The 18,690-nt window shown below is 55.2% G+C and carries 19 protein-coding genes and 1 pseudogene; 5 read left to right on the plus strand and 15 right to left on the minus strand.

What is annotated here, in order from left to right; translation table 11 throughout:
• Positions 1-8 precede the first annotated feature (8 nt).
• From VDP81_RS14240 to VDP81_RS14250, 3 genes are all read right to left on the minus strand, one after another.
• On the minus strand, positions 9-866 hold the full coding sequence (locus tag VDP81_RS14240) for an ABC transporter ATP-binding protein (RefSeq protein WP_323012652.1): 858 nt from the start codon (positions 864-866) through the stop codon (positions 9-11).
• 6 nt (positions 867-872) lie between these two features.
• Complete coding sequence (locus VDP81_RS14245) at positions 873-2,480, minus strand: iron ABC transporter permease (protein WP_323012770.1); 1,608 nt, start codon at positions 2,478-2,480, stop codon at positions 873-875.
• A gap of 121 nt (positions 2,481-2,601) precedes the next feature.
• Positions 2,602-3,582 (minus strand): Fe(3+) ABC transporter substrate-binding protein, encoded by a 981-nt coding sequence (locus tag VDP81_RS14250; protein WP_323012771.1) that lies wholly within the window; start codon positions 3,580-3,582, stop codon positions 2,602-2,604.
• A gap of 309 nt (positions 3,583-3,891) precedes the next feature.
• On the opposite strand from VDP81_RS14250, the gene VDP81_RS14255 reads away from it, so the two are divergent.
• Positions 3,892-4,092: a hypothetical protein gene (locus VDP81_RS14255; RefSeq protein ID WP_322995235.1), complete on the plus strand. Its 201-nt coding sequence runs from the start codon at positions 3,892-3,894 to the stop codon at positions 4,090-4,092.
• A gap of 86 nt (positions 4,093-4,178) precedes the next feature.
• Complete coding sequence (locus VDP81_RS14260) at positions 4,179-5,189, plus strand: WYL domain-containing protein (protein WP_323012653.1); 1,011 nt, start codon at positions 4,179-4,181, stop codon at positions 5,187-5,189.
• A gap of 320 nt (positions 5,190-5,509) precedes the next feature.
• Here the strand turns inward: VDP81_RS14260 and VDP81_RS14265 are convergent, their stop codons facing one another.
• From VDP81_RS14265 to VDP81_RS14300, 8 genes are all read right to left on the minus strand, one after another.
• Positions 5,510-6,157: a hypothetical protein gene (locus VDP81_RS14265; RefSeq protein ID WP_323012654.1), complete on the minus strand. Its 648-nt coding sequence runs from the start codon at positions 6,155-6,157 to the stop codon at positions 5,510-5,512.
• Positions 6,158-6,217: 60 nt separating this feature from the next.
• Positions 6,218-6,496 (minus strand): YkgJ family cysteine cluster protein, encoded by a 279-nt coding sequence (locus VDP81_RS14270; protein ID WP_323012655.1) that lies wholly within the window; start codon positions 6,494-6,496, stop codon positions 6,218-6,220.
• Positions 6,489-8,135 carry a GTPase gene (locus tag VDP81_RS14275; RefSeq protein WP_323012656.1) on the minus strand — a complete coding sequence of 549 codons (1,647 nt, stop codon included), beginning with the start codon at positions 8,133-8,135 and terminating at the stop codon, positions 6,489-6,491. The genes VDP81_RS14270 and VDP81_RS14275 overlap by 8 nt, the downstream gene beginning before the upstream one ends.
• Positions 8,136-8,325: 190 nt before the next feature.
• Complete coding sequence (locus VDP81_RS14280) at positions 8,326-9,294, minus strand: IS5 family transposase (RefSeq protein WP_323011486.1); 969 nt, start codon at positions 9,292-9,294, stop codon at positions 8,326-8,328.
• Between the two features lie 32 nt (positions 9,295-9,326).
• Positions 9,327-11,123 (minus strand): dynamin family protein, encoded by a 1,797-nt coding sequence (locus tag VDP81_RS14285; RefSeq protein WP_323012657.1) that lies wholly within the window; start codon positions 11,121-11,123, stop codon positions 9,327-9,329.
• A 1-nt stretch (position 11,124) separates the two neighbouring features.
• Positions 11,125-11,688, minus strand: a complete 564-nt coding sequence (locus tag VDP81_RS14290; protein ID WP_323012658.1) for a hypothetical protein — start codon at positions 11,686-11,688, stop codon at positions 11,125-11,127.
• A 72-nt stretch (positions 11,689-11,760) separates the two neighbouring features.
• A complete protein-coding gene (locus VDP81_RS14295; RefSeq protein WP_323012659.1) occupies positions 11,761-12,627 on the minus strand; it encodes a GTPase in 867 nt (288 codons plus the stop codon).
• Positions 12,628-12,699: 72 nt separating this feature from the next.
• Positions 12,700-13,419: an IrmA family protein gene (locus VDP81_RS14300; protein ID WP_323012660.1), complete on the minus strand. Its 720-nt coding sequence runs from the start codon at positions 13,417-13,419 to the stop codon at positions 12,700-12,702.
• Between the two features lie 494 nt (positions 13,420-13,913).
• On the opposite strand from VDP81_RS14300, the gene VDP81_RS14305 reads away from it, so the two are divergent.
• Both VDP81_RS14305 and VDP81_RS14310 read left to right on the plus strand, forming a co-directional pair.
• Positions 13,914-14,585, plus strand: coding sequence for a hypothetical protein (locus VDP81_RS14305; RefSeq protein WP_323012661.1), 672 nt, complete (start codon positions 13,914-13,916; stop codon positions 14,583-14,585).
• Entirely contained in the window at positions 14,582-15,022 is a 441-nt protein-coding gene (locus VDP81_RS14310) for a hypothetical protein (RefSeq protein WP_323012662.1), read from the plus strand. The genes VDP81_RS14305 and VDP81_RS14310 overlap by 4 nt, the downstream gene beginning before the upstream one ends.
• Positions 15,023-15,061: 39 nt before the next feature.
• Here VDP81_RS14310 and VDP81_RS14315 read toward each other — a convergent pair whose 3' ends face one another.
• Complete coding sequence (locus tag VDP81_RS14315; RefSeq protein ID WP_323012663.1) at positions 15,062-15,868, minus strand: EcsC family protein; 807 nt, start codon at positions 15,866-15,868, stop codon at positions 15,062-15,064.
• Positions 15,869-16,257: 389 nt separating this feature from the next.
• Between VDP81_RS14315 and VDP81_RS14320 the strand changes: the two genes are divergently transcribed.
• Positions 16,258-16,794, plus strand: a complete 537-nt coding sequence (locus VDP81_RS14320) for a DUF2058 domain-containing protein (RefSeq protein WP_323012664.1) — start codon at positions 16,258-16,260, stop codon at positions 16,792-16,794.
• 49 nt (positions 16,795-16,843) lie between these two features.
• Here VDP81_RS14320 and VDP81_RS14325 read toward each other — a convergent pair.
• The 3 genes and pseudogenes from VDP81_RS14325 to VDP81_RS14335 all read right to left on the minus strand — a co-directional run.
• Positions 16,844-16,966: pseudogene (locus VDP81_RS14325) on the minus strand (helix-turn-helix transcriptional regulator); the annotation flags it as partial.
• Positions 16,967-17,009: 43 nt separating this feature from the next.
• Complete coding sequence (locus VDP81_RS14330; protein ID WP_322995228.1) at positions 17,010-18,356, minus strand: type II toxin-antitoxin system HipA family toxin; 1,347 nt, start codon at positions 18,354-18,356, stop codon at positions 17,010-17,012.
• The gene (locus VDP81_RS14335) at positions 18,353-18,616 is read right to left on the minus strand and encodes a helix-turn-helix transcriptional regulator (RefSeq protein ID WP_322995227.1); all 264 of its coding nucleotides are present in this window, start codon (positions 18,614-18,616) and stop codon (positions 18,353-18,355) included. The genes VDP81_RS14330 and VDP81_RS14335 overlap by 4 nt, the downstream gene beginning before the upstream one ends.
• Positions 18,617-18,690 lie beyond the last annotated feature (74 nt).

Below are 18,690 nucleotides of genomic sequence, written 5' to 3' on the forward strand. Positions count from 1 at the left end.
TTGTGTGATCAACCGGGGTGCGGGGATTGCGCGAATCGTATGGACTGGTTTGGCTGTAATGAAATTTCAGTGCTGCATTGCAGCGGGGTATTTCCTGTTGGACTGCCGCGCAGGCAGGCCGTTGTGCGTTGGGCCAGCAGCGATTCCCGGCGGATGAAGTCGGCGATCTCGGGGTTGGCTGGATTGTTATGCAGGCCGTATGGCGTATCCCATTGGGCCAGGCAGTGGCATTGCATGACACCGATGCGGTCGGCCATGGCAAAGGCCTCTGCCTGGTTGTGTGTCACCACCAATGCGGTGCGCCCCGTCGCCTTCAGAATGTCCCGGAGTTCAAACGCCAGTTTTTCGCGGGCGTCCACGTCGAGGTTGGAAAATGGTTCGTCCAGCAGCAGCAGTTCGGGCTCGGGGGCCAGGGCACGGGCCAGGGCCACGCGTTGCTGCTGTCCCCCCGACAATTGGTGGGGGTGGCGATCCGCCAGGCCCTGCAGGTCGGTGAGTTCAAGCATCGCGTCCACCCGGCGGGTGCGCTCGGCCTGCGCAAGGCGGCGCAGACCGAAGGCCACGTTTTGGCGGATGCTCAGGTGCGGGAACAAGGCGTAATCCTGAAACATCATGCCGACACGGCGATGTTCGGGTTCGAGTTGCTTACCTGGGCTGGAAAGCAGCCGTCCCTTAAGGCGGATCTCGCCTTCATCCAGCGGCTCAAAGCCGGCGATTGCTCTCAGGACCGTGGTCTTGCCACACCCCGAGGCCCCCAGCAGGCAGGCAATCTGGCCAGATTCAAGCGACAGGCTCAAGCGCCTGACGACTTGCAGGTGGCCTGCTTCGGATGGATAGCTGAGAGAAATCTGGTTCAGTTCAAGCATGGGGCATCAATGAGTTTTGCGCGTTTGCACGCGCGACAGCAAAATGACCGGGGCCAGGCCCGCCAGCACAATGCCCAGCGCAGCCAGGGCACCTTCTTCATAAGAGCCGCGGGCCGCCTCGCCGTACAGCCAGGTCGCCAGGGTTTCAAAGTTCATGGGCCGCAGCAACAGCGTGGCCGGCAGCTCTTTCATGCTGTCGACGAAGACCAGCAGGGCGGCAGTGGCCAAGGCGGGCTTGAGCAAAGGCAGGTGGACTCGGCGCAGGGTGCCATTCAGGGTTTCATTCAACAGTCGCGCTGCTTGTTCCATCGATGGCGCAATCCTGGTCAGTCCGGCTTCGATGCTGCCCACTGAAATGGCCATGAAGCGGATAGCATAGGCCAGGGCCAGCACAATGGGTGAACCCATCAGAATCAGCCCGACAGTGTCCAGCCCCAGCCAGCTGCGGATGGCCACCAGGCCGTGTTCCAGGCCCATCAGCGGAAACAGCAGGCCAATGGCCAGTACCGTGCCGGGCAGGGCATAGCCCAGCGTCGCCAGACGTGGCAAGGCTTGCTGCCAAGGGGCGGGTCGACGCATGATGCGAGCGCTCCAGGCGACGACCAATCCCAGGGCAACTGTGATCAGCGTGGCCATCAGCGACACACTTAAGGTGTTCAGGCCGGCTTGTAGAAGATGGGGCGAGGGCAGGCCTTCCTGCAGCAGGCGTTCTGCGCTTTGTATCAGCAGGTAGGTGGCGGGCACCAGAAAGCCGATGACGATTGGCCAGGCAGCCAGGGCGGTGGCGATCCAGGCGGCCGTCCCCCGCAAGCGTTTGGGTTGAACAGGATGTGTGCGACGACCGCCGGAATAGCGCAACTGGCGTCGGCCATGTCGTTCGGCGGCAATCATCATCAGGGACATCAGCAGCATCAGCAATGCGATCTGTGCCGCACCCGCCAGATCGGAGCGACTGACCCAGGTGGTGTAGACCGACACCGTCAGTGTCTGGATGCCTAAAAATTCAGAGGCCCCGATGTCGTTCAGGGTTTCCAGCAAGACAAGGCTGAGGCCCACAGCAATGGCCGGCCTGGCCAGAGGCAGAGCGACGTGGAAAAAGGCGCTGCGCGGACCGTGTCCCAGCAGGCGGGCGGCTTCGAGCAGGCTGGCCGCCTGGGTGGCAAACATGCTGCGTGTGGTGAGGTAGACGTAGGGATACAGCACCAAGCCCAGCAACAGAATGGCGCCGGGTAGATTGCGCAGATCGGGCAGACGAAAATCACGCGGGCTGTCGTAGCCCAGCAGCCATCGGATCGCGCCCTGAACAGGCCCGATGGGGTGAAGAATATCGAGATAAGCGTAGGCGACGATGTAGGTCGGCACCGCCAAGGGCAGCAGCAAGGCCCAGGACAAGGTCCTACGGAAAGGAAAATCGTAAGCGGTGACCAGCCAGGCACCCCCGACCCCCAGGGCGGTGGCCACTGCCCCCACGCCAGCCAGCAGCAGCACGGTCTGAACCAAGGCATGCGGCAGCACGTATTCCAGCAGGTGTGTCCAGTGTCCGACCGAACTTTGGAAAGCCAGCCCCAGGAGCGCGAGGACAGGCGCCAGCACGCCCACGCCAGCCAGCAGCATGCCGAAGTGCCAGAGCCGTGCTTGCTGGCGTGAATCTGTTGAAAAACCGTTCAATGTATCCTGCCGCCGGCCATGCCGGTGGCCTGTCCGGCTGTGGTAGGCCGGGCAGGCGTGAAGTCTGCTATTGGTTCAATCCTACTTTATCCACCAGCTCGCTGGCTAGCTTGCGTTGTTGAGCAATCTTGTCCAGAGGCAGCGGATCTATCTCTAGAGTACCAAAACTGGCTATCACGGGGTCAAGCGCCACACCGGCCTTGACTGGATATTCGTAGTTGGCCTGGGCATAGAGCTGTTGGGCCTCGTCAGATACCAGGTATTCCAGGAGTTGCTTGGCTTGGTCCAGGTTGGGGGCATGCTGCGCCACTGATGCGCCGGAAATATTGACATGGGTGCCGCCAGAGGCCTTGAAGGTCGGGCGGATCACTTTGATGGCTTCGCCCCAACGATAGTTGTCAGAGCCTGGCTCGGCATTTTTCATGCGGCCTACATAGTAGGCATTGGCAATCCCGATATCGCAGATGCCGCCCAGGATGTCACGGGCCACATCACGGTCACCCCCTGTGGCCGGACGACCCAGGTTGGCTTTGACGCCACGCAGCCACGCTTCAGTCGCCGCCTCGCCATTGTGGGCGATCAGGGCGGCGATCAGGGCCGTGTTGTAAGGATGCTGACCCGAGCGGATGCAGACCTTGCCTTTCCAGCGGGGATCGGCAAAGTCTTCATAAGTCAGGTTCGTGATATCCAGGTCTTTAGCGACGTAGGCGACGCGGTCGCGCAGCGACAGCGTATACCAGTGGCCTTCCGGATCTCGCAGATGGGCGGGAATGGCGGCATCCATGGTGCTGGACTGGATGGCTTGCGTGACCCCGCCATCCACCAGATCGAGCAGGTTGCCGATGTCTACCGTCATCAAGACATCCGCCGGGGACTGGGCGCCCTCGGTGCGCACACGTTCCAGCAGGCCATCCTTCACAAAGACGGTATTCACGCGGACATCGGTTTTTTGTGTGAAGGCATCCAGCAGCGGCTGGATGAGCTTGGGTTCGCGGGTGGTATAGAGATTGACCTCCGCGGCCATGGCACCAGATGCCGCCAGCATCATAAGGCTGATTGAAAGCTGGCCAAGGCGGCGCAAGCCAAAGGCTGGGGTGCGGGAACAATGCTTCATGCAAGGGGCTCCGATCGGTGAATCTGTCGTTCAGATTCTTTACGGTTCAAATGAGAATGACAATCAAAAACAGATGCGAGATTACCAGAGCCCTGGAGTCAAGTAAAGCGCTGTTTTTCAGAGTTTTGCCATGGCCCACGCGTATTGATTGCCCCAGGCAGGACAAGCTTTATTCAGCAATGTGGCCTATGCTGATGGATTGGTCGTGGCAAATCCGCTGCGACCATAGATAACGGGAAAGAAATGGATATCAAAGACGAAGATCAGAAGCCAGCTGAAGACGCAGGCAAGAACCCAGCGCAAGCAGTGGCCAAGCCCACGAATTCCAAGCCCGGCCTGAAGCAGCCGCGCTGGCCTGGCCTGGGTGGCAATTCGGGGATCAAAAATGCCAGATCGGTGCATGGCCGCATGCCCACGGGACGCGGTTCGGCACGAGGCCGGTAGGCCAGTTTACGTTACGATAAGCCGAAAACGACGCAATCCGTCGCACATCAACCTTAGCCTGTGCTTTTCGCTTATCTGGATGGCCCATGACCAAACGATCCGATACCCTGGAAACCGTCCTGCTGGTAGTGGAAATACTGCGCCGCATTCCACGCAAACCGCATTGGACGACAGCCAGCCAACTGCACGAGCAGTTGACCAACTGTGGTTTCAACCGAGATCTGCGCACCATTCAACGACAGTTGGAAATGGTGTCCAGCCAGATGGATATCGAGTGCAATAACACCGCCAAACCGTATCGTTATCGCTGGCTTGAGCATACCCAAGGCCTGGCAGTATCCTATCTGACCGCGCAGGAATCCCTGCTGCTGCGCCTGGCCCAGGAACACCTGCGGGATTTGCTGCCTGCCCATCTGATGCGGGCCATGAAGGGCCTTTTTGAGCAGGCCAATCGCACACTGGGGCCAGGCGGCACGGCCAAACTAGAGCGCGAGTGGCCCGGCAAAGTGCGCGTCGTGGCCACCAGCCAGCCTTTGTTGCCCCCCAAGATTTCGCCCCCTGTCTTCGAACAGGTCAGCGAGGCCCTGTACGGCAACTTCTGGCTGTGGCTGGATTACGAGAACGCCAAAGGCCGGAGCAGCGAAATCAAGGTTATGCCGCTGGGCCTGGCACAGCAGGGGTCGCGGCTGTATCTGGTATGCCGTTATCCAGATTATGACAATGAACGCATTCTGGCGCTGCACCGGATGCGTTCGGCCAAGGCCTCGACCTTGACCTTTACCCGCCCTTCGGATTTCGACCTTGCCACCTATGATGACAAGGGAAATTTTGGCTTTGGGGATGGCAGTCAGGTGTATTTGCGCTTTCAGATTACCGAAATCGCCGGCCATCATCTGCAGGAAACCCCGTTGTCTCGGGATCAGCAGATCGAATCCGCCGCACCGGGTTGGCTGCAGGTATCGGCCACCGTGGTTGATAGCGCCTTGCTGGATCGCTGGTTGCGGGGCTTTGGCGCTGATGTGCAAGCCATCGAAAAATCAGATGTTGAACCCACTGACGCTGTCAGGGACGCCGACGATATCCCGCCTGCCAGCTGAGTTGCGGGGCAGTAAGTGGGCCAGAGCAAGCACAAGAATCAACCGCATCGGCGTGGGTATGCTTTCTGTCGACTTGCATGACCTGCAAACCCTGATCCCGGCTGCTGGGCCGCCGGGTTTGCACCGGGGCATGCCCGCATTGCTTGCACACCGGCTTGAAGGCCAGCAGATCACCGTCTGCTGGGTACAACCGGGTCCATCCGCAGGCGGGGCAATGCAGCACAAATGCGCAGGTAGCAGCCGACATCCAATGGCTCCAGGAGTATCAATAGAGCCATGCTAGAAGAAGAACCCGACAGAATATGTCGCAGGCTGGAAAGCTACCGGATCACCGGGTAGCAGGCCTCGCCCCACAGGGTGTTTGGATTATCCAGCATCAGTTGGATCAGGATAGGCACCAGGCTGCCCAGCAACTGAGTGCAATCGCGCAGCTGCTTGCGGTTGACCGAGCCATTCCAGGTGGCGCCGCCGTGGATCAGTTGGTTACGCAGCGTATACAGGCGGTTGAACATGACACCCAATAGCATCGGCGTGTTGCCACTGCCCAGCGCGTAATGCGCTTTTTGCTTACCGCGTTCAAAACGCTTTTGCCATTCTGCTTCGGTGATTTTCCCGTTGTGAAAGTCCCAGAAACTTTGAAACACATAGGGCGTATCCAATAAGACCCGGATGCGCCCGGAGTATTCCTCCCAAACCAGCGCATCGATGCGCTTTTCAAGATCCAGGCCACACAGTTTTTCCAGAAAGCCTTGAAAAGCGACTGATTCGGAAGGCCTTTCGAGATCATCCATCTGGGTGGCATAGGCCGCGTTAAAGGCAATCCACAAAAAAATATAGCGCCCATCATCGTCATCAGCCAGGGAAGCCCGCTGCCACCAACTGAGGGCTCGGTGAATCCGCAGATTGAGATTAGGCGGGTAGGTGTCACGCACCTCGCGGTGGCGGTTTTTGAGTTGGTCGTGTGTCATGGGTGGGGGGGGAGGGGAGTCGGGGAATGTGTGTGCCATTGTTGTCTGTATTTCGGTTTTTCAAGAAGTATCGAGGTCCTGTAGTTTTTTGCAGGCCCGCGCATTCAATGCCACAAAATCTTCCCACGACATCATGTCCTGGTAGTGCATGGTGTACTGTTTATCGACGCGGCATATATCGGGGCGATGGTCATAGATAAGGCAGAGCCTGTTCGTCTGATCGTAAAACATGCAGACTCCGTCGCCGCGATCCATGTCAGCGGTTGCAGCGAGACTGCCCACATGCTCGCAGCACTTACCGCATTGCGAGCAGGGGAATGGCGTTTGTGTTTCAGGCATGATTTTTCAGAATTTCCAGCGCCTGAGTCACCTGGGCGCGGTCCTGACTGATTGCCTGCTGTTCAGCACCAAAGCTTTCGCGGATGGCTGTCAGTTTATTATTAACCTGTGCAAAGTGGCTTTGGATATTGTCATTGACAGCCTTGGTGATGGTAGTGCTGAACTCCCATGCCAGTTTTTCGCTGGCGTCGCGGATCGCCTCGTTGCGCCGTTCTTCGGCCAGTTCGCGTTGGTGGGCCTCTTCGCGGATACGGGCTTCTTCGGGGTCTTCGCCAAACAGTGATTGGCCAATTTGCCAGACGGTAGTAACAATCCCTATAGCGGGGAGCACCTTGCCCAGAATAGTTTGGGCGATCTTTCCCATAGCGACCGGCCCTATGCCTTCGAATAGCTTGGGGAATATTTCCTTGCCCACCTTCAGCGCCTCAACGATATGGTCAGGTTTGACCACAGTACCCAACTGCTGCAAACCAAGCTGAAGCTTGCCAGGATCTATCCCAGAAGTAGATATGGGAAGACCATTTGGGGTGTCGATGGATACTGAGGATATGATTGGTGCTTCGGGCGTATTAGTGTGATTCGAGATTGAAATCGATTCCTGTAGAGTATTCAGCAGCTTGGCGGAATCAGCCGCCAACCTGTTTAACTCGATCTCGAGTTCATTGAATATTTCAGTGTTTGCCGTCTGGACCAGCGATTCGATCCCCGGTTGCGCGTGCTCGGGATTAGCCGAAATGATAGAGAACGCTTTTTTCTCGATAAAAGATGTTTTGGCTTCGATTAAGTTTCTAAGCACGCCACGCAGCTTGGCCTGGCGCCCTTCGATATCCTCGAAGAAAGCATTGATTCTTGAAATACTGGAGTCCTGGGTCTGGGATTCGATTTTTGTGAGCGTGGATTCCAGAAAGGAGCTGAGTTCTGATATGAAACCGGCAGCGATGGCTTTGTCGTCGATGGAAGCCAGGAATTTGTTGAGTTCCGCTTCAAGCCTGGGAAGCCCAGAGTGGTTGAGCAATGTGTTTTTTTGATCGATTTTCGCCCTCAGTGCGGTCTTGGCATTGACCTCCAGGATCGGGATGTCCGTCAGAACGTCCTTCAGGGATTTTCCTTCTGCCAGTTTTTGGATGCGTGTCCGGAGCTGATCCTTAATACGCCCCGCATCGTCCGCTTCCAGTGGATTTTTGCAATTCAGGACCACAAAGACTTGTTTTTTTCGCTTGATCAGTTCGAGAAGGACATCCAGGGTATCGGCTTCTTCGACGATGCCTAAGGGATTGACGACGAAAATAACAGCATTTGCGGAATAGAGTTGTTCCCGGGTGACGGCCTCATGATGGGGCGGTGCGTCGATACCCGGTGTATCGAAAATTTCGTACTCACGCCAGCGGTAGCTGTTGATTTTGTCGGTTTCGGGCTTGTCGGAGACGCTGGCACGATCTGCTTCGCCGAGCAGGGCATTGATCAAGGTGCTTTTTCCGGCGTTGTAGACACCGTAGACCATGATGGACGCACTGGGGGATTTGCGCCTGTCCTCGATCATCCTGTGGATGGCAGGATATTCCTCTGGGTTGTAGCGTTGGCAAATTTCAGCAACGCCATCAAAGGCCGCATAGGCCCTGGAGATCATTGTGTTTTGCATGGTTATTCCTTGACCAAAGTATTCAAGTCATTAGGGAAGGTCTGATCAAGCCGGTTTCAGAATCTGTTTTTCCAGCCCAATCGACCTGAATTTCATAATGCAGAACTTTTGCTCAAAAATAGGCCAGAATCAGGGTGATTTCCGCCCTGACAGGCCCGTTTTGGGCCCTCTACGCCCATTTCGGGCGCACCTATCCCGCCGTAGCCATCAAATGGTGGCGCACCTTCCACAGGTTTGCCAACGTAAACAGCATCTTCAGCTGCGCCGTGTTCTTGGCCAGCCCCCGATAGCGCACCTTGGTAAATCCAAACTGGCATTTGATCACCCGAAACGGATGCTCCACCCGCGAGCGCAGGCTGGCCTTGGCTCGTTCGTAGGACTCCAGCATCCGCCCCATGTTGCTCTTGCCCAGCGCACGGCGTTTGCCCGGACGCATGGCAATGTGCCACTGCACGTTGCGACTCTGGTTTTCCTCTCGATCCTGGACTCCTCGGTAGCCCGCATCGCCCAGCACCAATTCTTCTTCACCGTGCAGCAGCGCATGGGCCTGCGTGACATCGTGAACATTGGCTGCCGTGCCCACCACAGTGTGCACCAGGCCGGTCATGTCCACGCCAATGTGGGCCTTCATGCCAAAGTGCCACTGATTGCCCTTCTTGGTCTGATGCATCTCGGGATCCCGCGCGCCTGCGGCGTTCTTCGTAGAACTGGGCGCTTCGATGATCGTGGCATCGATGATCGTGCCCTTGCGTACCGTGATGCCCTGATCGGCCAACAGCAAGTTCACCGCTTCCAGTGCGTCTGCTGCAATGTCGTGTTTTTCCAGCAGATGACGAAAGTTCAGGATCGTCGTCTCGTCAGGAATGCTGCCACGCGTGAGCGAGAGCTTGGCGAAATTGCGTATCGAGGTGCTGTCGTACAGCGCCTCTTCCATCGCCGGGTCCGACAGGTTGAACCACTGCTGCATGAAGTGGATGCGCAGCATCACTTCCAACGGGTAAGGCCTACGGCCGTTGCCGGCCTTCGGGTAGTGCGGTTCGACCAGGTCGGCGAAGACCTTCCAGGGAACGGCCCGTTCCATCTGGGCCAGGAACTTCTCGCGGCGCGTCACTTTGCGCTTGCCTGCAAATTCGGCGTCGGAAAAACTCAACTGGCTCATCGGGGCTTCCTGATTGGGTCTCGTTCAACAACCTACATTCTGACAGGTCCAGGGGACTTGTTCAGACCTTCCTTAGAAAGTTGGGCAATTTCAGCCTTCAATGACGCGCAGTAGGTCATGATTCCGCTACGAGTGGGGTCATAGAGCGTGTTCACTATGTGATGCAATATTTTGGGGAAGTCGTTCGCGTAGATTGCGATGGCCGAGGCGCGTCGTTCTTCGTTGTTATCACCAACCACGACTTCGTGGGTCTGGTATTGACCCTTGGAGGAAGAGCCGGCTAATCCGGCGGTACTGCCCAGGGAGGCGCCTATGGCGGCGCCTGGGGGACCTCCGGTGAGAAAGCCTATAGCGCCGCCAATGAGTCCGCCGAATAGGCCGAGTTTCCCCTTATTGCCCTTTTTGGTGCCCGCGAAGTATTCCTTAGTTTCCATTGTTTCCTTGTACTCTGGAAGTTTGTCCAGACTGCTGACATTAAATGCCTTTTGCAGATTATTTGCCTGATTTTTGTCAATTTTGTCGATGATTTTCATTGTCAGGAGTTCAAGAACTTCCGTCAATTTTTTCTTAATCTTGGCATCCACATCATGCGGCTGACCATCCTTGAAAAATTGATTGATATAGGTGCTCATTTGTAAGCGACCTTCTTGTCCAAGGGAAATAAGTTCTTGCTCGATTTCCGAACGTTGCATCTCGGTTTTTTCTGCAAAACTATTGATCGATTCTTGAAAACCGTCGAGATCTTCGATTGTTTTAGAGATGGAGTTACGTAACTTGTCCATGGGGGCATTCAGTTTCAGGCTTAATGCCTGGCTGTGGGAAATACTTTTCAGCTCTGTAAAAAGACGCCCCATTCCGCTTTCTTCGATGGCCTGAGGATCGGAGCAGGTCTCGGCATAGAGAACCGAAATAGGCAGCACATCGGTCAGGATGCCAGCCTTATCTGTTATTTCATCCAACTGATTTAATTTATCCAACTCGCTACGAACATAAGCGATCTGGTTTTCCTTGTCCTTGGGGCTTTTCATGAGCACCCGGGTAATGATGCAACCATTGTCGTCTTCATCTTCGTCCGTGGTGTCGCTTCCGGTCAGTAGCACCATCATTTTTTTGTTGTCACTCAGTAGATCCTGGATTTCACGCATGTCGGACGCACGGCCCGGCGACTGGGAGTGCATGGTATAGAGGATAAGGTCCGCATGTTCCACGTATTCCATGGCCAGATCCCCATTGCTGGCGTTGACCGAGTGCAGGCCAGGTGAATCAATCCAAGTCAGGCCGGGGAGCCTGAACCCCTGTATGGAGCTAGTGGCTTCGGTGGCACCGACGCGAAACTGCTTCCTGTCTTCGGCCTCATTTTTTTTATCTCCGCTGGTGACATTGGTTTGCTCCGCCGTGAAATATGAAGGGCGAGATTTTGCCTGCGTCTTCATTGATTCAGTCGGGTTACTGTGTCCCCAGGCCATGTAATTGCCGAGAGAGCTTTTTCCAGACTTGACCTTTCCATAGATGAAGACCAGTAGGCTGTCATTAAACCCTTCTCGAAATACAGCGCCCTTGGCGCGTGCTGCGACCTGGCTTTCCCAAGCGTCAAATTGCGTGTCCATGTGGCTGGCGGTTTTCTCGAGGGATCTGTGGAGAGGGTTCTCTTCGCCGATCGACTGCCTGAGTTCTAAATGGTATTTTTTTAGTTTTTTGGCAAAGATGTCTCGAAAGTTGTCAAATTTCAACACCTTATCCGCGATATCGGATTTTTGAGAGGAGAATTTTTCTTCAAGGCAATTGAACTCTGCAATCAAGTCATCGCGTGTGATCAGGTTGTGTTTCATTTCAATCGTTCCGAAGCAAATTTTCTTTCATAGAAAAGTATTTTTTCAGGCGCGCTGCGGATTCCCTGAAGTGACAGAAGGCTGCTGTGTCAGCGTCTTCCAGGTCAAAGCGCTGTCCTCGCATGGATTCCAGGATCAGAAGATTTGCACCAAATTTTTCTTTTAAGGATTCAGTTTCGTGATCGGCCGCCTTGCCGAACTCTAGGATTTCCGTGACGGCCTCGGCATAGCTGGAGTTTGATGTAGCGTCGGTGTTTCGTAGTGTTTCTTTTAGTTTCATTGCTATGGCGTCGGCGTCTAGCAGTGTTTTGTATGACGGCAGTTCGAGTGCCTGAGCTGCTTGGGCAAACTGTTCGGGAAAGGCGGTTTTTAATTGCGCTTCCAGATTGGAAACTTTTTGTTTAAGCTGTGCACGCTTACGTTTGGTTTTGGCTTCTTGCTGCTGTTTGCGTCGTTCATCCTCGTCAGTGTCTTGTTCGTCTGAGGTATCGTCATCTTCCAGTGCTTTTTTTATTGCAACACCGAGGCCTACAACTGCAGCGCCGATCAACCAGGGGAGTGCCATATGGAATTCCTTGTTTTTTGAATTAAATTGAGGTTATTAATAATTCTTAAGCATGCTGCTTAAAGACACTCACTACAGTTTTGTTAGTTTGCGCTTTGCACTGGTGATTTCTTTTTCCGTACTTTGATATTCGTCACGCAGATTTTGTATGATATCGTTGAATCGTGAGGTTTTTTTCTCATAAGAATGCTGTATTTCAAGAATAAGTGCCATTTCTGATTCAATAGCATTATCCAGTCTTTGCAGCAGGGAATGTTTTTTTGCAGATAGTCGCTGTGTGCGTACAAAATCCAATTTAGGCTGGATTTCGTACGCTAGCCCCTTTAGGTGTTGTGCCAAGGCGGGGATTCCGCTCTTTTCTACCAAAGTGTTCTTATGTTCTGTTGCGCCTTTCTGATAGCGCGTATTGGAGAGTAGAAAGCACTTGGGAGTTATACCAGCGCACTCTTCGACTTGATCCAGGATTCTATCCTTGATCATGTCGATGTTTTGTCCCTGGTTTTTGTCAAGCTGCGTCAGAATCATGATCAAGCGTTGATCTGTTTCTGTACCGTATTCTGCGACGACCTGATCCAGGAAACCTATTTCTTCCCGATCGAGCTCTCCCTGAGGAGCATGGACAAAAAGAATGACATCGGCGGAATCCAGCCCCCGGTATGCTTCCTGGGTGTCCTCGTCCCCCGCGTCTAGGCCCGGTGTATCGATGAGGACGTATTGTTCAGTTTCAAGTTCCAAGTTGGTACGTGTGGTCCGGATAGCACCTGTGGCAAAGTACTCATCTGTCACGTGACCGGACAACATATTCAGCAGCGAGCTTTTTCCTGCCTTGACCAAGCCCCATGCTGCTACGCGTGGCTTGTCGTCTCGTGTGTCGGGTGCATTCATGAACGTTTCATATTCTTCCTGTAATGCGTGTAGTGCGGTGTTTGTGTTGTTCATGTAATAATCCCTAATTGAGTTTTGATTAATTAAATTAGTTGTTTATATAATTTTATTGTGTGGCTGCTTCCACTAACCATCCGCCCCACAAAAACACCCCACAGCCTGGGCTCCCAGCTGTGCCATACAAGCTTGCGCCTCGTTAATCTCCGTTTTGCAGCTTTCTGTCGCCATCTGCACGGCTTCAGCCTGCGGCACTCCGCCAAACTGCATCGCCATTTCAGCTGTCATCTGCACGCATTGTTGGTAGTATTGGTTTGGATCTGCCTGCAGGTCTTTCCACAGTCCGTCTGCATCGGACTTATCTAGCGTCACGGCGCATTCCAGTGCGGCGGCTTGGTTTGGCGCCGCTGCAGGGGCAGGGGCGGGTGCACCGGCCAGACGGATGGGCAAGGGTTTGAAATCACGCACAGTCAGGCCACTGTTTTTCAGCAGGTTTTGTGTCTGGCCGTCCACCTGCGCGCTGGCCATGGTGACGACCAGCCTCAAATCATCATCACAGATGGCCTCGCTTTCCCAGAAAGCGTTCACCGTGCGATCTGCCGTGCTGAGGCCGAAATCGGGCAGCGTCATGACGGCGGCGTCTACTGGATTGCCCTGGGGGTCTTCGGCGGTCATGGCGACCTTCAGTCCCAAAACTTCTTCGCCGCCACTGTCGAAGATGAATTCTGCAGCGCATTGGCCTTGCCCAGCCCAGGCGGTGGAGGCATGCCAGAACTCGACTGCCTGGGCACCGGGTGCAAAGACCCCGCAAACAAGGGCGAGTAGGTAGGTTTTGAAGGCTTGTTGCATTGATTTCTCCAGAATGTTTTATTTTGCTACTGTAGGTAAATATAGCTTACTTTTCAGGCATCTGGCCGCACCCCACAAGGTGTCGGTGATGTCGGGCTTCAGTAGCCTGGGACTAGGTGCGCCCGGCACTGAATGCCATGATCCACAAGACAACGACATGCTGTGTCGCAGTAATGGTTTTCAATGTTTTTTTAGCTCAATGCTTTTTAGCGACACATCTTGACGTATATGGTGCCTATGCTGAGATCAACCCGATACCGGAGACTCACCATGCCGATTCCACCCAAGCCTTTCACGCTGAACTGTCCGCAGTGTGGCTGGCACCACACCTATCGCCCTGTCAGCGATGTACTGCTCATAGAGCAGCAATGTCCTAAGTGCGGGTGCAAAAACCTGTCCGGCCGTTCGGCCACCTGGTTGGAAGCCGCAACCAGCCTGTGGTGGCAGGGCAAAAATTCTGTTTCACGTCGCCAACACTGAAAACGAGGCACACCATGAAAAACGCTAACCGCCTACCCACTGCTGATGAACTTGAACTGGCCAGCCAGGTGCTGCAAAGCCTGGGTGCCACCAGTCAGATCAGCTTGATCAATTTAAGCCAACTGGATGAAGATGATTTTCCTGTGCTGCTGACGCAGGATTTCAGCCAGGTGGATGAGGCCAGTATTTTGCTGGTCCCCGATGGCATTCATGAAATCAATTACGACGATGTGCTGAATGTCTCCCATATCATTGGTTTGAATCTGGATCCAGCGCAATACCCTGTACTCAAGATTCTGGCAGACCCAGCCGATGTCGTTAATTTCGATTCGGGCGAGAGCATCCCGCTGAAGCGCGCGAACACAACGATTGTGCATGCCAATGTTCGGCTGGAGTCCGATGAAAATCTGGTGCTTGAAGCCTATGTGCCGGATGGCAAGCAGTTTTCCGATGCGTTTTTCAATGTTCAGTTGGGCCACCGTGTTGATGTGCTCAATATCACCAGCAATGTTTTTTATCATGGCCGAGACTGGGCGCTGACGGCTTTTGGCAGTTGTTATCGTGGCCGCAATACGCTGGAAAAAACCTTGGATACAGGCCATCAGGGGGTGTTCAATACCATTGACAATATTTTTCGTCCTTTATCCAAGCTGGGTGCCAGCCTGGATAAGCTGCTCAGCCGATGAACCCACCTATTACGCCGCCTGTCGGTAGCGTTGTTTATGTCGACTTGATCCCGGGGTATATGCAGCACTCCGGGGTTTATGTCGGTGATGGCCAGGTGATTGAACTCAATCGCGATGGCTTGGTTTGCTTGGTTGGCCTGACGGAGTTTTCAGCCGGAGGGCTAGGCCAGGAAATCCATGTCTCGTGCAAGGGCGAGGCTGCTGTGGGGCGGTCTGATTTTGCTGATCGGGCGTGGCAGCGGCTGGGCGAAGTCTCCAGCTATCATCTGCTGCTGAATAATTGCCATCAATTCACCGCCGCGTGCATGACGGGGCAAATACGCAATCCGCATAATTTGTTGCGTTCGGTGAAGCTTATCGCCCAGCGCTTGTTGGGGGCTGATCCTGTCTGGCAGCCAATCTGTACGCAGGCAGAACAGGCAGTGCTGTTGCCATAAGCTTTGATGATGCTTTGCTGTGGGCTGATGGCAGACGGCTTAATCGATTGCCTGATAGCACCGTTGAACGACTTCCTTTCCATAGGTGGCTTCCAGCCGTCGTATGATGAAATGGCCTCGGGCCATATATTGAAAGTGGTCAATAAATAGGACGTTGATCAGGGCGCCGCTGGCCGCGCCAATAGCGGGCATGGCCTGGGCAGCGGCTTTTTCGGTCACCTGCAGACCAAAGCGTTCGGCCACCAGATTGATCAGGCGGATCAGGGCCGGTGGGGCTGTTTTTTCCAGGACGACGCTGCCGCTGGCATATTCCACTGCCTGGCTGACGGCCTGGGCTAGCACGGCGCGGATGGTGTAATAACCGCTTTCTGTGGCGTCGTCGCTCTTTTGCTTTCCGCCTAGGGCAAAGACTTCCAGGCAGGCCAGGCGGGTGTCTGGGTCGTCCAGGCGTTCGCCTTCGCTGCGGGCAATGTCCGCAATCGAGCGCATGATCAGCGTCGTGGAAATCGGCAGCTCGACAGCCAAACCGGCCAGGCCAAAAAACCCACCAATTCCGCCGGTGACGGCGACCCCAAGCTTGTGCCAGGCATTGGCGGATTCTTTTCCTGGTTCGTCACCCAGTGTGAACAGCGCGGCATCGGCGGCTTTGGTCAAGGCCAGCCGGGTGGCGTCGCCGATGGCGTGGCCCCAGCGCTTGGGCAAGTATTGCAAGCCTTGTTCGATGGGAGTCCCCAGGACGCCGATGATCCTGGCCGTCAGGCTGGGGGATTCCAATAGTTGGTGGGCTTGGCGCAAGGACTCGAGATCGGTGTCTTGCATGATGGGGGTCATGACAACAAGATCCATGATATAGCCTTAACGAGAAGACGCAACGCAGGGGGAAGACGGGCTTGTCTCAAGGAAAAAGCACTGGCTAATCTGCGTCCTGCTGTGTTTCAGGGCCTTGCTTGGACCCGGATTTGTGCAGAAACTCGTTTTCTTTTTTGATGTCCAGATAGTGCGATATGAATTGCAGGCCCTTCTGAGCCACAACGACAAGGCCAACTAAAGCAAGCAGATTTCGGATCATGATGTACCTCGTGGGTTTGGAACACTGCCCGGATGGGGGCTTGAGGTCATGATTGCACCAGGAGGCGTCAAGGTGTGTCGCATGCGACGAGCCCCCGGATGCGGATGACCTTGAAGATGGGTTCGTTTAGAATGGCTGGGCAAGTCGTTTGATAAGGACCATTTTCATGGTGTCGTTACAGGAACAGCTCTTGAAAGCGGGTTTGACCAATCAGAAGAAGGTCAAGCAGGCTCATCAGGCCAAGAGCAGACAGAAGAAAATCGAGCGCGCCACGGGTGTGCAGCACGAGGACGAGGCGCGTTTGGCTGTGCTGGATGCACAGCAAAAAAATCGCGAACTCGTCCGTGAACTGAATATGAAGCGGGATGCGGAAGCAAACCGGAATGCAATCCGTGCGCAGATTCAGCAGATGGTTCAGCAGAGCAGCCAGAGCAGGGGGCGTGGTGATATCCCCTATAACTTCACGTTTGGGACAAAAATCGAGCGCATCTACGTGTCCGAGGCGGTGCGCTCTCTGTTGTCGGCCGGGCAGCTTGTGATTGTGCGGTTGGGCGATGCCACAGAGCTGGTGCCGAAAGTTGTGGCCGACAAGATCGCCGAGCGGGACCCGGCCCTGGTCGTCCGCGTGCAGAAGCCCACGTCTGTGCCGATAGACGATGATTTCTATGCTGATTACAAGATCCCAGATGATTTGATGTGGTAGTACCACCGAGCAGCGCCATAACGAACGCTTGTGAGGCGCTGATGTGACGGGCAGAGACGCTCATGTCGCCCATGGCAACCGTTTCCATGCGGGCAACCGTGGTGCGCGAGACCCCCGCGCGCTTGGCCAAAGCCTGTTGGCTAAGGCCAGCATCTTTGCGGGCTTCACACAGACCGTGCGTCGCCGCACCATGGTGCGGCCGTTATTTGCTCAGTTTATTTTTTCCGCCGCGTAGCTAGCAATTCCGAACGCCCGATGACGGTCCGTTCGATCTCGGGTTTGTCTGCATCAGAGAGGCCTGCGTCGGCAATGGCATTGGTCAGCCCTTTGAACAACACTTGGCTTTTGGGGCTGCGCAGCGATGCCATTCCTTCGTTCCAGGCATGCACCATATTTTTAGCCACGCTATGCCACTGCGGGTTGTTCTGGGCCGCTGCGATGACTTCAAATCCGACTTCAACGGCGGATTCACATAGCCGTTCGACCATCTCGGCATACTGTTTCGGTGGGATGCCGAGTCGTGCATTGAAAAAACGTTCAAGTGTTTTCCCTGTGGCCCATGTCTGTCGTCCGTCAACAGGCAGCCCGGGTGGGTTGGTCGCGTAGCGTGGGTAGGCCTGTGTGGTGACGACATCGTAGACCGGCGTGTATGCCACGTCATTCAGGGTGGTGTAGTACAGCGCGATATTCTTGGCATGGCAGTCGGCGTTGCGCACGACATAATTCGTGAGCAATTGCCAGCCGAAGTGCGTCAGCTGTGACCGAGCATGGCTGCTTGCTATATAAGTCCGAGTTGCTGTCAGGACACGCTCGGTGGTGGTTGCATATTTTTCGTGTGGCGGCAGCCCTAACAGGCTGCAGGCGTCCTCGACACCGTGAGTCACGGTCCCGTGCTCGTCTACATCAAAGCGTTTGACGATCAGCACACGTCCGTCTTCCGACATTTGAGCTGTGACCACTGGGGTCACATCCAGTCGTGCCAGGACGCGCAGGGTGTAGAACTCATTGAACCCCAGAAACGGCGTGCTGTCGTCCGAGCCTTTGATGATGTGACGGTGGGTGCGCAGGGTGGGTTTGCCCAGGGGCTCCGGCACTTCTCCAGCGACTGCTTCGGGTGCAATGAATTTCGGTACCATGCCCGAGATGGATGCCCGAGCGTACCGACGCACCAGTTTGGCGAAGTGTTCTGTCGTATTGTCAGCTTTCAGCAGCTGTTCGATATGCAGGGATTCCTGGTCACTGTCAGGGGCGGTGCCTTCGGGGCTTACCGTTACGCGTCCGATCCCGGTGCCCCCCACGACGGCCAGCAGGGACAGGTCGGTGCCGTCCAGCAGGGGACCAAATTCCTCGCGGATGATGCTCAGCAAATAGCCTTCTGGCAGGTTCTGGCGAAAGAATGGATGCAGATCACGCGGCCAGCGCCATGATTCCTCACGGACGGGCATGGCCAGGCTGATGAAATCAGCAGGGTCTGCCTGCGGCAAATACGTCAGGACGTATTCGTCCCGGTCCTTGTACAGGCTAGCGACCTTTTTGCTGCAGACGTACACGTCGAGCTTCATGTGTCATCGCCTCGACGTTGCTCAGCCAGGATATCTTCAATGGTGCGAATATGGCCGTGCTTGATCAGCTTCAGGCCATAGCCGGCTGACTCCAACAGCCTGACCAAGGCAGAGACGCTCATGTCGCCCATGGCGACCGTTTCCATACGGGCAACCGTGGTGCGCGAGACCCCTGCGCGCTTGGCCAAAGCCTGTTGGCTAAGGCCAGCTTCTTTGCGGGCTTCCCGCAGCATATCAGCGATGTCAGCAAGAGTCGTCATTGCGTCTCCTGAGGTACAAAAATTCAGTTATAAGTAATAATGTATCTTTAGAGACACAAAAATACAAGACATTC

The organism is Castellaniella sp., assembly GCF_034675845.1.
Taxonomy (GTDB): Bacteria; Pseudomonadota; Gammaproteobacteria; order Burkholderiales; family Burkholderiaceae_B; genus Castellaniella.

Coding starts and splice junctions, on each gene's coding strand:
- VDP81_RS14270 (WP_323012655.1), bottom strand. CDS start 6,496: ATGCCTGAAACACAAACGCCATTCCCCTGCTCGCAATGCGGTAAGTGC.
- VDP81_RS14335 (WP_322995227.1), bottom strand. CDS start 18,616: ATGACGACTCTTGCTGACATCGCTGATATGCTGCGGGAAGCCCGCAAA.
- VDP81_RS14315 (WP_323012663.1), bottom strand. CDS start 15,868: ATGGATCTTGTTGTCATGACCCCCATCATGCAAGACACCGATCTCGAG.
- VDP81_RS14290 (WP_323012658.1), bottom strand. CDS start 11,688: ATGGCACTCCCCTGGTTGATCGGCGCTGCAGTTGTAGGCCTCGGTGTT.
- VDP81_RS14275 (WP_323012656.1), bottom strand. CDS start 8,135: ATGCAAAACACAATGATCTCCAGGGCCTATGCGGCCTTTGATGGCGTT.
- VDP81_RS14240 (WP_323012652.1), bottom strand. CDS start 866: ATGCTTGAACTGAACCAGATTTCTCTCAGCTATCCATCCGAAGCAGGC.
- VDP81_RS14260 (WP_323012653.1), top strand. CDS start 4,179: ATGACCAAACGATCCGATACCCTGGAAACCGTCCTGCTGGTAGTGGAA.
- VDP81_RS14250 (WP_323012771.1), bottom strand. CDS start 3,582: ATGATGCTGGCGGCATCTGGTGCCATGGCCGCGGAGGTCAATCTCTAT.
- VDP81_RS14300 (WP_323012660.1), bottom strand. CDS start 13,419: ATGCAACAAGCCTTCAAAACCTACCTACTCGCCCTTGTTTGCGGGGTC.
- VDP81_RS14305 (WP_323012661.1), top strand. CDS start 13,914: ATGAAAAACGCTAACCGCCTACCCACTGCTGATGAACTTGAACTGGCC.
- VDP81_RS14310 (WP_323012662.1), top strand. CDS start 14,582: ATGAACCCACCTATTACGCCGCCTGTCGGTAGCGTTGTTTATGTCGAC.
- VDP81_RS14245 (WP_323012770.1), bottom strand. CDS start 2,480: ATGCTGCTGGCTGGCGTGGGCGTGCTGGCGCCTGTCCTCGCGCTCCTG.
- VDP81_RS14255 (WP_322995235.1), top strand. CDS start 3,892: ATGGATATCAAAGACGAAGATCAGAAGCCAGCTGAAGACGCAGGCAAG.
- VDP81_RS14330 (WP_322995228.1), bottom strand. CDS start 18,356: ATGAAGCTCGACGTGTACGTCTGCAGCAAAAAGGTCGCTAGCCTGTAC.
- VDP81_RS14280 (WP_323011486.1), bottom strand. CDS start 9,294: ATGAGCCAGTTGAGTTTTTCCGACGCCGAATTTGCAGGCAAGCGCAAA.
- VDP81_RS14295 (WP_323012659.1), bottom strand. CDS start 12,627: ATGAACAACACAAACACCGCACTACACGCATTACAGGAAGAATATGAA.
- VDP81_RS14285 (WP_323012657.1), bottom strand. CDS start 11,123: ATGAAACACAACCTGATCACACGCGATGACTTGATTGCAGAGTTCAAT.
- VDP81_RS14265 (WP_323012654.1), bottom strand. CDS start 6,157: ATGACACACGACCAACTCAAAAACCGCCACCGCGAGGTGCGTGACACC.
- VDP81_RS14320 (WP_323012664.1), top strand. CDS start 16,258: ATGGTGTCGTTACAGGAACAGCTCTTGAAAGCGGGTTTGACCAATCAG.